Annotated in this window: 12 protein-coding genes and 1 pseudogene; 5 read left to right on the top strand and 8 right to left on the bottom strand. The window is 37.9% G+C overall.

Annotation, left to right across the window (positions count from 1 at the left end; translation table 11 throughout):
- Positions 1-232: 232 nt before the first annotated feature.
- The 4 genes from F0232_RS22860 to F0232_RS22845 all read right to left on the bottom strand — a co-directional run bounded on the left by F0232_RS22860 (position 233) and on the right by F0232_RS22845 (position 3,580).
- Positions 233-604: a hypothetical protein gene (locus tag F0232_RS22860; protein ID WP_171750985.1), complete on the bottom strand. Its 372-nt coding sequence runs from the start codon at positions 602-604 to the stop codon at positions 233-235.
- A 132-nt stretch (positions 605-736) separates the two neighbouring features.
- The gene (locus F0232_RS22855; RefSeq protein ID WP_171750984.1) at positions 737-1,600 is read right to left on the bottom strand and encodes a DUF2971 domain-containing protein; all 864 of its coding nucleotides are present in this window, start codon (positions 1,598-1,600) and stop codon (positions 737-739) included.
- Positions 1,601-1,762: 162 nt separating this feature from the next.
- Positions 1,763-2,905: a Shedu anti-phage system protein SduA domain-containing protein gene (locus tag F0232_RS22850; RefSeq protein ID WP_171750983.1), complete on the bottom strand. Its 1,143-nt coding sequence runs from the start codon at positions 2,903-2,905 to the stop codon at positions 1,763-1,765.
- 120 nt (positions 2,906-3,025) lie between these two features.
- The gene (locus F0232_RS22845; RefSeq protein ID WP_171750982.1) at positions 3,026-3,580 is read right to left on the bottom strand and encodes a hypothetical protein; all 555 of its coding nucleotides are present in this window, start codon (positions 3,578-3,580) and stop codon (positions 3,026-3,028) included.
- A 1,267-nt stretch (positions 3,581-4,847) separates the two neighbouring features.
- On the opposite strand from F0232_RS22845, the gene F0232_RS22840 reads away from it, so the two are divergent.
- Both F0232_RS22840 and F0232_RS22835 read left to right on the top strand, forming a co-directional pair.
- Positions 4,848-6,011, top strand: coding sequence for a YcaO-like family protein (locus F0232_RS22840; protein ID WP_171750981.1), 1,164 nt, complete (start codon positions 4,848-4,850; stop codon positions 6,009-6,011).
- On the top strand, positions 6,011-7,489 hold the full coding sequence (locus F0232_RS22835) for an ABC transporter ATP-binding protein (RefSeq protein ID WP_216608335.1): 1,479 nt from the start codon (positions 6,011-6,013) through the stop codon (positions 7,487-7,489). Before F0232_RS22840 ends, F0232_RS22835 begins: the two co-directional genes overlap by 1 nt.
- A 133-nt stretch (positions 7,490-7,622) precedes the next feature.
- Here F0232_RS22835 and F0232_RS22830 read toward each other — a convergent pair whose 3' ends face one another.
- The 4 genes from F0232_RS22830 to F0232_RS22815 all read right to left on the bottom strand — a co-directional run bounded on the left by F0232_RS22830 (position 7,623) and on the right by F0232_RS22815 (position 10,706).
- Positions 7,623-8,240 (bottom strand): LysE family translocator, encoded by a 618-nt coding sequence (locus tag F0232_RS22830; protein WP_057620357.1) that lies wholly within the window; start codon positions 8,238-8,240, stop codon positions 7,623-7,625.
- 609 nt (positions 8,241-8,849) lie between these two features.
- Entirely contained in the window at positions 8,850-9,371 is a 522-nt protein-coding gene (locus F0232_RS22825; protein ID WP_057620359.1) for a GNAT family N-acetyltransferase, read from the bottom strand.
- 138 nt (positions 9,372-9,509) lie between these two features.
- A complete protein-coding gene (locus F0232_RS22820) occupies positions 9,510-10,142 on the bottom strand; it encodes a LysE family translocator (RefSeq protein ID WP_171750980.1) in 633 nt (210 codons plus the stop codon).
- A gap of 33 nt (positions 10,143-10,175) precedes the next feature.
- A complete protein-coding gene (locus tag F0232_RS22815) occupies positions 10,176-10,706 on the bottom strand; it encodes a hypothetical protein (protein ID WP_171750979.1) in 531 nt (176 codons plus the stop codon).
- 215 nt (positions 10,707-10,921) lie between these two features.
- Between F0232_RS22815 and F0232_RS22810 the strand changes: the two genes are divergently transcribed.
- The 3 genes and pseudogenes from F0232_RS22810 to F0232_RS22800 form a co-directional block, all read left to right on the top strand.
- Entirely contained in the window at positions 10,922-11,692 is a 771-nt protein-coding gene (locus F0232_RS22810; RefSeq protein WP_048660744.1) for a class I SAM-dependent methyltransferase, read from the top strand.
- Entirely contained in the window at positions 11,689-12,543 is an 855-nt protein-coding gene (locus F0232_RS22805) for an EamA family transporter (protein ID WP_171750978.1), read from the top strand. Before F0232_RS22810 ends, F0232_RS22805 begins: the two co-directional genes overlap by 4 nt.
- 162 nt (positions 12,544-12,705) lie before the next feature.
- Positions 12,706-13,143 (top strand): annotated as a pseudogene (locus tag F0232_RS22800) (hypothetical protein); the annotation flags it as partial.

Below are 13,143 nucleotides of genomic sequence, written 5' to 3'. Positions count from 1 at the left end.
TCAAATCTTTGTCTACTACGAGATTTTGTAATGAGTTATAACAATAGTCAAAACTCATTTTGGGGCAGATCTGAGCTAACTGGCACTTTGAAAGAAAAGTGCCACGAGTAAAATTTCAGGCTAATGAAGCCTCTGGACATTTCCGTGTCAGTGGCTTTGCTAATTTAGTTAATCATGGATTATTTTGAGTAAGGCAAAGCCGAACCATGGTCGTTTGTTATGAAACATTTCGTCAGCCTCCCAATAACTTCAGAAGGACTTGTATCAAAACATCCGCAAGCTCCGAAATTGAAGGAAAGTCCACAAAAATAGAAGTTAAGTAATCATGAGCTTTTACAATTGCTTCTTGGTCATTAACGAATGATTCAAGCTCTCCACTAACTAATTCTGCATTATCTGAAATGTAATCCAATACAGAACTACGCTCCTTTTCAGAAAGTTCCTCAGTTGCTTTAACTGTATCCGTAAATTTTTTGAGGGTCGTAACTTTAAGCTGCTCAAAGTCTATACCATCAGATGAGACCATAAATGGTTCGGGATCTTTACCTTTCTCGGTAACAACTTCGAAGCCTTCAACCGACTTCTTATAGTATTCTTCTTCCACAATAACCTCCTTGTTTTATGGCCCAATTAAGGTGAGGCACGCTATCACTATACTCGATTGAACACCGTAATCACTGAACTTAATCCAAACCAAAAATGGCAAGAGTGCTGAGTCACTCTTAAATTTTTATATTTACCAAGCAACGATGTTTTCCAATAGAGCCTCATGCCCATTCAGTAAATTGGATTCGCAAACTATTTCATGAGGGATATTATATTTGTTACAAATGGCTTTTACACTCGAAGTATAAGGTTCACCCGCGAACGGTGATATGTATACAGCCTCTATAACTTTTTCTGCTGAAGCACTAACCACATTGGGCTTTGCCTTGAACATGTATGGGTTTTCTATATCAACTTTAGGGGAAACAAATAACCTCACTTCATTTTCGTGGCTAAACGAACTACGTTTTAACAAAGGCGCAAGATGCCCATCAGTTACACAGTCTCTACCGTCTATGCTAGGGTCATTGAAGTCCATATACTTAACGGCGCCCATTTGAACCAAGACATCTTGTTCAAAATGTGTGAGAGCTTCACTAAGGTTAGAAACGCTTGTTCTTATTGCAATGCCTTTTCCATTATCTGAGTAAAGCTTCCACATGGCTTCTGATTCAACAGGATTAGCATGCCAACAATTAACAGTAATTCCTTTATGTAGCAACTTGTAGGTTTCTTTTACCTTTTGTCCTAAACCGTCAATGCCTTCTTTCATTTTTTGAAGCTCTGGTGGGCTTGTACCCTCCGTCATGCATTGGCTTTCAAATACTTGATAAACTTCTTGAAGCTCTTTAACTTCTGTTGCGAATATCTTTCCAAACAAATCGAATGCTTTTTGAGGTATATATCCTTCAAACGGGTCTGAATTGCTGTAACTTTCAAGAGGTGTAAAGTAGAAACTATCTGTTTCTAATAGGTGAATTAATTTATCGAGTGACATATAGCGCCATAGCGGCATTGAATGATCTACACTATCGCCAATTTTTACCTTAGCCAATTTTAACCTCTTAATTTCATTGTAAATATAACGCCCGCTTGATGGGCAAGTAACGCAACCACTAAAGCTAAACTAACACACCGTAATCACATGAGTTAACGATTAGCATTGAACTCGGCAAGCTTTGGTTGGAATCCCTCTTAAGCATCTGTTAGCAGCGTTCTATTTGTTTGCACTATGCTCATTAAGAACAATGAATGATGCTCTTTCAAATAACTCGTCGTAGGTAATGATTTCTACGTTTCGAGAGTCTCGACGGAAAAGTTCGAGAGTTTTTCGCTTCATTTTTTTGATGCCTGGAGGCTCCGCTGAATTATCAACTTGTGCCCAGCTACCAACAATTAGAACTGTTTTCGAGTCATAAGCATTCTGATTTATTTCGCTGTAATCGTCTGCATATAGATCTCGAGTTGTTTCAACCTTGAGCGTTCCGCTAGCTTTTTGCTCTAGAATTTGTGAGTAAGCTTCCATCAATTCTTTTGATAGTTTCCAACTCTGCGCTCTATTTTGAGCAGTTCCAAACAATGGGGTTGTAGGTAACTTAAGTTCGACAAACGTTGTGAATTTAGTGTCACCCATTAAGAAATCTGCAATAACACCTTCACTGCCACCCGCATTAGTATCAGATGCGTGAAATTCCTTTTGTAAGATACCTTGGAATCGGTAGTCTAAACCATAACCAAATATCCATTGATTCACTGCGAAGAAATGCTGCCATGCAGTCTCGTCTTTTGTATTTGGCTTACCGATATCGACTTTGTACTGGGGTAGATAGTTTGAAGACAGTAGTTTTTTGAATATTTCTAACTGCGACTTCCGATAACCCGTATTCACTAGATCCTGAGTAGTGATCATTCCTTGCGACAGTAAGTCTCTAACAACTTCTCCACCATCAGAACCTGAGAGTAGTGTGGTTATTTTCTGTTTTGTCTCGGCATCAAGCACATCCATTGAATCATCGGATAGCTTAATACGTCGCTCTGCTATCCCCTTCAAATCAAGTTCTTGGATGAAATTCAAGAACGTTTTCAATTGCTGCATATTGAACTTGGAAAGTTCAATAACTTGCTTTTCCTGACCGCTGACTAACTTGCATAGCTTAATGCCTTCGATGTCATCTTTTTCTTTTAGATATACAACTTTCATCATTGTTCGGGGAGCTAACTGAATATGTAACTCTTCTTCGTCAGAGAAAATAACTTGGAAAAACCTACCTTTCTCGAAGGTGTGATTATAGAGAGTCTCTAACTTAGAGTTTCTAATCACATCTTCCTCTGTAGGTTTAAAATTTGGAATTTCAAACACCGATAACCTCTTATCTATCGTTAATTTGGCAGCTGCTGACTTGCAAAACAGGGGGAGACCATCTGTGTGAACAACGCTAACATCTTACCTAAAGCATTGTGCCATAAACACTTAACTAGCTTAAAGTGAAGGCGCCAAGCATTGAGAATCTCTCTTAAATTTATTGTTAGCACGCTTTACTCGATGGTGGAAGTGAATCAAGTGCGCCCGTGCCTTTGTGATTGTATTGTGGGTATTTTGAATGTCTGACAATTCAAATTTACGATAAGTAGCCTTATCTTTTGAGCATGCAACCCCTTTAGAGGGTGATGCGTACAACCAGCTTGCGTGAGTAAATTGATTTCTTGAATTACCACTATCGTCAAGTAAGTTTACCAAACTAGTAAGTGCTTCCCCTAGCTCATGATTTGAGCCAATAAGAACCTTATACAGCTGAACAAGCCTGTCTAGTTTGCCTTTGTACATTTTACTAAGAGCTTTTATATCAATAGATTTATCGAGCAATTCATAGATTTCAGTCAGGCAAATCGTGATTTCATCTTCGAGAGCATTGAACTCCATGATCATTAAGCCGAAAGGAGCACTGATCTTGTTCAAGTAAGCATGAAGTTCATCCTCACTTTCATAAACATCAACATGTTCGAAAATGCAGTTTTCTCTGATTTTATACGTCATAATTCCCACTGCGTGCTAACGTTTATAGACGGAATTTTTCCGTCTTTGCATTCCGTCTATGTTGCTTGTATTCATTATGAAACTCAACTGCTATCAGCCTGTTGTGTTAATCGACAGAGAGTTACGAGGCGAACCACGGAAAAATTCTGTATAAGAACCCAAAATACGGATTAGATTTGTTTGGTCTCTTACAGTACTTGCTAGGCAGTCTGTTCGATAAGGCTAAGAAGGATTGGGGCAGATCCGAGCTAGACACGGTAGCTAGTTCTCTGTGATCACCAAGCGATTCTGTCGTATCATAACTACCAAGCGGCTTTGCTCAATTAGTAAAATAATTAGAACCCAAAAGTATGGGGAATCGCAGGGCTTAAATACCCAAGAACAGGGACTTATCTTCCTTTAAGAAGACCATTTTTCTAGTTAGACATAGACCTTCGGAGCTTGTCACTTTGGGCAAAAAGTAAAAATAGAATAAAGCAGATGATGGCAAGTCCTGAAGATATTCCCAGCATCAATAAGCTTTCTTCATATATCAGAGGTAAAGCTATTGATAAAAGAGCGAGTATGACAACAAAAAATTCACACCCCGCCCCCAAAATAGGACGCTGATGACGAAACACTGCCCATTGATAAACCATTGTTGCTAACCTCCTTGTGGCTGAGCTTAATTACTCTCTTAAGTTAAAAATACGTTAACGTAAACTTTGCTCCCGTTTTAGACTAGGAAATCCGCTTAGGTAATTAGGTAAGTAACGTCCGATATACTCCCCTATTATATTACTTTAAATAAAAACACCCTCTTAATATGGGATTAAATTTTAATATTATTTATTAATAATTAAACCATTAATGCCCACATCCTCGGAAGTAAAGATATTATCAAGTCAATATAAGACCAACCCACAACACAACCTAAGCAAAGAATTTTCCATGGTGATATAAATATATTTCTATCCTTTCTACAATTCCCTGTTAGCTCTCGCAATAAACAATAAATAAACAATAAATAAACAATAAATAAACAATAAATAAACAATAGACATTTAAACTAGTGATGTAAAATTTGTTTGACTGTCAATAGCTTAATACAGTCAAACAAATTAATATTTTCAGGAGAAGAAATTATGGGTAACAAACGTTCAGAAATTAACGGTCCAACGGGTCCAAATCTTGAATTTTGCTTTGCAGAGCAGAGCACCAAAAAAAATAGCAGAGAGCGCGATTTCCTCGCCTTCTTAGCTTAAGTTCAAATCTTGAGGAGTGTCATATGTGCCTATATCCAATAGAACGTGAGTTCACTAGTCGGCAAGCTGTCGAGGCGATTAAACTATGGTTAAAGGAGCACAACCTTCACTCCTCACTTTACACTACGGAAGACAATCTGGTAGCAACTGTGGAGCTTTCATCTTCAACAGGCAGCCCATTGTCAAGTGGTTCTGGGAAAGGGAGTTGGGCGGTAACAGGAGCTTATTTTGAAGCTTTTGAGCACATGATGTTGAAGCATCATTTTACTTCTTCTCATATTGAGGTAGTTCAGTTAAAGGACTGGTTAAGATCAAAGAACTGCCACCCTCAATGTCTCTTTGGAAAGACTCTGACGGAGTACGACAATGATTTATTGAAATTCTCAAACTACCGCTCTATTTTATCCTTAGAAAAATACCTTGTACCTGAAACTTTAGTTAATCCTTCTTACATTGAAACTCTTCAGCCAAATGATGCGTATTGCTTTCTTAATAAATATACATCCAACAGTGGTTGGGCGTCAGGATCTTCATTTGAGGAAACAGTGCTTCATGGTGCTAACGAAGTTGTCGAGCGCCATTGTTTAAGCGAATTATATAAACAGTACATAGGTTTTTCTGAGTATACGGGTGAATTCTATCGAATCATCCCACCAAAAGAACTGTTGCAAAAATATCAGCTTTCTCTCCCCAATATTGATGAAGTTTCTTTTATCATGTCTACTACGCTATTCGATTCCTATTTTTGTGCGTGTGTAATGCCTTCTACTGCTAGCCCTATGGCATTTCGCTCGTCTGGAGTTTCATATTCAGAATTTCATGCGATAGAAAGAGCACTTTCAGAACTCGTTCAAAATATAGAAAACTATGACGACGCCGAGCTTGATTGTGATCTTAAGGTAACCGAGTTTCTAAATAAATACGATCAGCTATGTCAAATTACAGATCTTTCAAAGTTAGACAGGTTACCTCTTATGGATTTCTCTAACCTGAAACAAGATTCAATGGATTTTAGGGACCATTACGGAAGTCTATTAAGTTCTATTAAAGAGAAAGAGTATGACTTACTTGTCCATACCGCATTTGGTCAGGAAAAAATCTGGCTTACATCTACATATATACCCGGCTTAGAGCGTTTCAACATTATAGATAAAGGGAAACTAGTCGTCCCTCTGGGACGTAAGTAATGCCGATAATTACCTATCTAAAGTATTTTTCACTCTTTTCTGTTTTGCTTTTAATTAAAGCAAATCTGGCTTTACCTTCTTATTTAATCGGACAGATAATTAATATTACCTCTCAATCCCCCACGTTGGAAGGCTTGGGGAGTTTGTTAAATTATCTACTGTTATCTACATTAGTGACTATTATTATATCTCCTTTTTTTACATATTTTTTTGAACAGGAGATACAACTCAACGTCGAAACTAAATCACGCACATTATTTAGTCAGTTAATACGAAAACCCTTTAGTCATTTTAAACGCTTAGAGATTGGTTCATTAGCCAGTAAGTTTGAAAGAGGTCTAGGATCTTATGAACAGTTCATAAACCTGAGCGTCTCTCGAGGTTTACCTTTAGCCATTGAGTTGTTTGCCTTAGGTTGCGCGATTATTTTATTTAGTGGATGGTTGACCTTTACTCTTGTAGTTTTTGTCCTAATGATAGCCACAATGATTAAAACTCTAATTATTAGGCTAAGGCGCCCTCACATCAGTCGAGTTAATGAGGCAGAGGATGAAATACTCGATCAAATTGTTGGTGTGTTTTCTGGTATACGTACGATTCAATCAAATCGTGTCGAAGGGTTCTTTGAAAAACGTCTAGGCCCATTCTTTGAAAATTATAGACAAGCAACTGTATCTCTTGCGGTCAGTAGGAGTGTATTTGATGGTGTCGCTATAGCGACACACAGCTTAATATCGCTTTCCATTATCACCTTGTTCATATTCTACTTGTTTCCAGAACAACACTCTGATGCTGGACAGCTCGTCACTGCGCTGCTTTTATCTGCTAGTTTAACAAGGGCTTTTACTGGGTTATTAGATGTATATAGGTTACTTGACCAAAGTCGTGAAGATTTTTCAGCCTTAAAAGGGATCTTAGCTCACGAAGAGAAGCTAACTGAAGTTAGCCAAGTATTGAATCAGGTCCTAGAAGAGTTGGCGAAACCAAATATAAATACCGTTGCCGTTATAGGTAGAAGTGGACAAGGTAAAACAATCTTACTCGATACTCTTGCAGGTTTATTAACACCAACGCCCGTATCTCACCTCTCTTCTAACTACCTAGAGCAAAACAATTTTGTTTTCTCGGGAAGTGTTTATGAAAACCTTTCCCTTGGAAAAAAGATGGATAATGATTGGTTGACAAGTCAGCTAGACAAAGTAGGACTATCATCTAGGTTAACATTAGATTCTGAACTACAAGGTAACGGTCAGAACCTCAGTGGCGGTGAAAAGCGTAGGCTGTGTTTTCTTAGAGCCTATATTCATTCCCCTGAATTGTTACTACTGGATGAACCAACAACAGGCTTAGACAGTGAAACAGGCCAAGGTTTGTGGGAGATAATTTTTAGTCTCTTAGAACCACAAACTAAGTTGGTTGTTGTGACACACGACAGTTCTTACTTAGACCACTTCGATAAAGTCATCACTCTAGATTAATATCCGTAAATTGCTAAAGATAAGAGATTATACCTCTCATGATTTATGAGATTCTGTCATATAAAGGCTCTTCTCTACAAATTTGCTTGGTCATCACGATTGTAGTTACAATTTATTGCATTAGAAATAGTAGTCATGCTTTGTTACTCGTAATTAACGATAGCCCAAACCCTATAAATATCCCGCCTGTAGCTCTGTTAAACGCTTTACTTACTTTTTCTTTCATCAGTAGAACACTTAACTTGTTAGCCGCTATTGCATACATTGAAAGAGCTACAAATGAGAGAAATGCAAACGTCAAAGTCAAAAGAACAAACTGCTTTGCAAAAGAATGTTCAAAGGCAATAAATTGAGGGAATAGAGCCATATAGAAGATAACTGCCTTTGGATTTGTGACTCCAACAATATACGCTTCACCCAATAACTTATATCGACTTACACCATCTAACGTATTAGGTTGCATACATGCTACCTGAGTACTTGAGCGCCAAGTCTTGATACCAATATAGATGAGGTATAAGCCTCCAAGAATCTTCACTGAATGGTATAACGGCTCAGATGCTGAAATGACAACACCCAAACCGGCAGCAGATAAGCAAGCCATTGTAATCATAGCCGCAACATTTCCTCCAATACCCCACATCGCTTTTCTTAGCCCATGTACGGCTGAGTTTTTCACAACTAAAAGTACTGCGGGACCGGGAGAAAAAGTAGCAACAATACAAATCAGTAGAAACAATAAATAGTCCATTATTTACCCTTAAGCTTTCTAATATCACCAAGATGCATGTCGCTCTGCTAAGCGGCAAATAATCCCACCACTTAACTTAAAGCTCATACCTTAAACACCTCAGCCAACCATCCCGACAATGCTACGCGTTTATTTATCCGTTTGAGCAGTTTGTTAAGACTTACTTCACAAACCGATTTCGCCTTGACACTATAGCAAACGGCTAATGACAAAGCTGAAATCACAGCTAAACGACAGACAATACCGCTTTCAAACGAAAAACACTCACTGTGCGAAAAAGCCTAACTCAACAAGTGCGATGAGAGTTTGTGAGAGCCACATAACCACTTCAATTTTAAAACGCGACAAACTCATCGAGTCTGGTTACCAAACTATTTAGCCTAAAAATAACAGCAAGTCTCTACGCTTTTTAAACGGAGTTTTTCGGAATTTTCCCGAATCCCGTCCAGGTATTACGATTAGATTGATTTGCTAAAAATGAGGTGCTAAATAATGCGGCTTGAGAACTCTAAGAAGCTTTGGGACACAAACAGCTTAGGCACCTTACATTAAGCCATAAGGTTAAACGAAGTATCTTGAGACTCTCAAACGTTTGTTCGTCCTTTGTGGTTAGTACATATAGCCAAGCCAGTCAAGATGGCCATCTCCCCAATTCTTTGCATTCATTGGCTTTATATAAAGCTCATCAACATGTTCAACAGCAACACCATAATTCGTGTGTTCATGAAGCCTTAACCAAGAGTGGGTTCCCTTGACTTGAATATACCCTCGTGCTGAATAGAAACTGTGTAGCTCTGAGACAAGAATGATGAAGTCTACCCCCTTACCTTCACAAAACAAGGAAACCTCGGATAACATAAACGTACCAATCCCTTGACCCCGATAATGTTCAGCAACACAAAAGTCGACTATCCCCAAAACCTTGTGTACTTCATTCCCAACTTTTATTACCCGATAATCTAATCCGAGATACCCGACAAGCACATCTCCTTCATACTGTAGCGCACGAAGGTGAGGGAGTTGTTTAAAGTAGGAACGCCCAACTTGATGCTTTGGAAATGATTGATTCCGCAACATCATTATTTCTTTATGCTGCTTTTCGGTCACATTAATTTCATATACGATTTTCATACTCATCCTCGTAAGAGCTATCGGGCGAAACACCAGAAAGTTAAATTTATCACTTGGTATTACATGCCAGTAATGAACGTTTTGATTGTGTATTCAGTTTTGAAACTTGCAAATTTAAATTGAGCAGTGGCCCTAAACTCACGAAGAGTTTACCAAGGCCATAACACCTAACAGTATAAAAATACTTCCAGACCACCTTGAGAAAAAATCAACCCAGTGACTTCTTGCTTGAAACCTTTTATGTAGATGACTAGCCATCAAAACACTTAAAAGATCCGCGCTGCTAAACATTAAATTCGTAAAAACTCCCAAAATAAGTAATTGCAGCCAAACAGCAAGACTACCTACTTCATTCACAAACTGTGGCAAAAAAGCAAGATAAAAAATTGCGGCTTTAGGGTTCAGGACATCGACAATAACACTCTCAATAAAAGTTCTTTTAGGAGAGACCATATTATTTTCGCGAGAAGTAACTCTTAACTTTTTAGTTAGATAGATACGCTGGAACCCCAACCAAACGAGGTAAAGAGCTCCTAACTTTTGAATGACGGAATAGAGAGTAGGATTAGCTAAAAGCACCGAAGACAAACCTAATACAGCTAAAATCACATGGACATACCCTCCTAGATGAAGGCCAAAAATGGCCATTATTCCTACTTTCTTCCCTCCTGATACCGCTTGAGCAATACTATAAAGCATCGCCGGACCGGGCATGAACGCATATAACAAAGTAACAACTAAGTAGGTAAACAATTCCGTATTTGAAGTCATTATTATTCAAAATCTCTTCTATTTTTAACCATTTCATTCTCCAATATTACTTTCCATATTGAAGTTTCTCTTCTCCAACCCTAAGGCAGCCAATTGATGAAATTCCGTTTGTTGACCCCCTCGAACCGCGAGTAATTTATCTCTCATCTTTGCGACCAGAGTACACCTAACTTCTTTACCATTCACCGAAGAAAATGACTCACGAAACTTTTTGGCAGAATTTTTATCTTGTTTAAGCAAGAAAATATTCCTTTCAATTACTTCAAAAAATTCGGAACTACTTTTATGTCTCAGAAAATTAACTCTGCTATGAGCAGACCTACTTGTAATTTGTTGCTCAAAGCTATCAACGAGAGTATCTGCCGCTTTAAGACTTTTTTCCCATTCGAGCGTCATACTTTCAAGCGTCAAATATTTCGTTGGTAGATTATATTTTTTGTGTTCTCTGATGGCGCTTTCCACTAACACCTGTACCTGATTGTCACTCAACTCCAACTCATTCAAGTTAAAAGAACCATAGTGCATTATTAACTTATCTCCCTCTTGCAGGATTGCTAATGCCAAAGGTGTCCTCAATTGAGGCCACATTTTACCCATAGATAAATAACTACAGAATAAGTACCTCGATACCATCATAATTTCACCGAAAACATAAAATCACTTACGGTAAACTAAACCACTAATATCGATTTAATTAATAATTAACTGATAATTTATTAATTGAAAATCAATACATACCCTAGAATCACAAGTCAAAAATCATCAGGCATATATGAGATATGGATAACTATAATGACCCTTGGGATAAAATACGCTGGCATAATGAAGAACACTTCTCTATTGATGAAGTTGGATTTAATTTGGTTTCTTGGGGGAGTCCAAAAAAGAAAACTACGGAAAATAATTTCGTTCTAGTTAAAGATCCTTCATTCGCCAAATCAATGGCACGAATCTGTGCACCTTTGACTCCAAAGAACATTATTGAGTTTGGGTTATATCACGGTGCTAGTCTCGTTTTACTCGATAAGATTTTCACCCCTGACTCCATCATAGGCATAGACGAACGCCAAGAACACCCAGCCTTAAGTCAATACCGAAAGGGGTCTTCAGCACACTCGGTAATAGAGCCTTATTGTGGAGTAAAGCAAGATCATACAGACAAGCTCATTCAAATATTAGAATCACACTTCCCCAAAAAAAATGTAGACCTAATTATTGATGATTGCAGCCATTTATATGAACCAACAAAAGCCGCCTTTTTGACATCATTCCCTTATCTAAAATCAGGTGGGATATACATCATAGAAGATTGGGGGTGGGCGCATTGGCCGGGCGAGTTTCAAAAGAAAGAGTTTTTCCCCGGAACGCCTTTAAGTAAATTGGTTTTCGAATTACTCATGCTTCAAAGCGTCATTCCAAATGTCATAGCTAAAATTGAAACTGATTATAATCACGTTGCTATTACTAAAGGAGAAGAGAGTAGCCCCAATAACCGAAAACTATTTGAACTCATAAAATGCAAGACCTCGATTCACATTGAGAAACAATGATAAGTTCATACTCCATACTAGCTATAGCTATTATTTTAAGTTCATTAGACAAATGGATATCACGAATCTTCCTTAAGAAAAATAATTTATGCAATGAGTACTTACTAGCCTATCAAATAACATGCAGTGTACTAGCTGCGCTGTTTGTTGCATTCGAAATCAAACAAATCCCTACAACACTCGACAATAAAAGTAAACTTTTGGAGCTGTTGGTTTTGAGTATATTCAGTATTTTCTCATGGATGGGTTTTGCATACTCGACCTTCAGGGCTCGTACTTCAATTGAATTAGGCGTTGTCTCTATAATCTCTAAAACAAAGATAATCTGGAGTGCTATTTTCGGAGTTAGCTTTTTAAATGAGAAACTTACTTTCCTTCAAATAGTGGGCGTTATGCTCATACTTATCGCCTCACTACTCATCAGTAAAAATAACAAAATAGGTCTTCTTTTTTCAAACAATTTGCACGCGTGGCTCGCCCCAATATTTCTCACTATAGCTATAGGTATTGATAAAGTACTTACGATGTACTTACCCTCTAGCATTATCCTTTTCATCGGTTTTTCTGGAACTGCTCTTTTGACGCCTCTACTATTTAAAGTTCATTATGGGTTAATCAAAAAAGTTCTAGCTAACGCGGTAATAACAGCTACTTGTGGTACGGCAAGCTACTATCTTCTCTTAAAAGTGCTCAACACTAGCGCTTTTAGTTTAGTCATGGCTTTATTCCAAGGTGCCTTTATCCTCGATATTTTTTTTGGTTACTTCTTTTTAAAAGAGCACACTAACCTTACAAGGAAAATAGTCTCTTGTTTACTCGCCACCCTTGGAATTTTGACTTTGGCTTCATAACGTACACTTATTTTCAGAACTCCAAGTTAAAAATCAACCCTGACGTCAACTCTTGACCAAAAAAAATAATAATTTATCTTAAATGATTCCCCTTACGCCTGTCCTTTGTTTGAAACTTAGAAGTCTATTTTAAATTTTAAGATTTTGGATTTTGTGTTAATTATGAATATACTTAAATTATTACTTTACTTCTCTATCTTCTTGTTGACAGGCTGTCCTCTAGAGTCGGAAGAAGAAAAGAAAGAATTAAAATCAAGCATAACACTAGAACGAATCGATATTAGTGCCTCTTCGGAAAGAACTCAGGGAACAAGCCTATTAACGCTGGTGAAAGGTAATAAACAATCTTTTGTCGCGATAGGTTATTATTCTGATAACTCTTCAAAGGAGTTAACTAATTTAAACATTTGGCGTTCCAATAACAAGAAAGTTGGATACTTCGTAGAACCGGGCAAATTAATAGGCAATTCGTTGGGTATTATAGCTGTTACAGCCTTCAAAGATGGCATCACCAGTAATACTGTGGATGTGGAGGTCACCAACGCGGTCATCACTGCGATCACCGTGACTCCTTCACAGGTCTCCGTCGCGAACGGTCAG

The organism is Vibrio sp. T3Y01 (assembly GCF_013114525.1).
GTDB lineage: Bacteria > Pseudomonadota > Gammaproteobacteria > Enterobacterales > Vibrionaceae > Vibrio > Vibrio chagasii_B.
This window is presented reverse-complemented; position numbering and strand designations above follow the sequence as displayed.

Bases quoted from the DNA above. Each gene is read 5' to 3' on its own strand.
- F0232_RS22845 (WP_171750982.1), bottom strand. From the start codon at position 3,580: ATGACGTATAAAATCAGAGAAAACTGCATTTTCGAACATGTTGATGTT.
- F0232_RS22805 (WP_171750978.1), top strand. From the start codon at position 11,689: ATGATAAGTTCATACTCCATACTAGCTATAGCTATTATTTTAAGTTCA.
- F0232_RS22820 (WP_171750980.1), bottom strand. From the start codon at position 10,142: ATGACTTCAAATACGGAATTGTTTACCTACTTAGTTGTTACTTTGTTA.
- F0232_RS22830 (WP_057620357.1), bottom strand. From the start codon at position 8,240: ATGGACTATTTATTGTTTCTACTGATTTGTATTGTTGCTACTTTTTCT.
- F0232_RS22825 (WP_057620359.1), bottom strand. From the start codon at position 9,371: ATGAAAATCGTATATGAAATTAATGTGACCGAAAAGCAGCATAAAGAA.
- F0232_RS22835 (WP_216608335.1), top strand. From the start codon at position 6,011: ATGCCGATAATTACCTATCTAAAGTATTTTTCACTCTTTTCTGTTTTG.
- F0232_RS22810 (WP_048660744.1), top strand. From the start codon at position 10,922: ATGGATAACTATAATGACCCTTGGGATAAAATACGCTGGCATAATGAA.
- F0232_RS22840 (WP_171750981.1), top strand. From the start codon at position 4,848: ATGTGCCTATATCCAATAGAACGTGAGTTCACTAGTCGGCAAGCTGTC.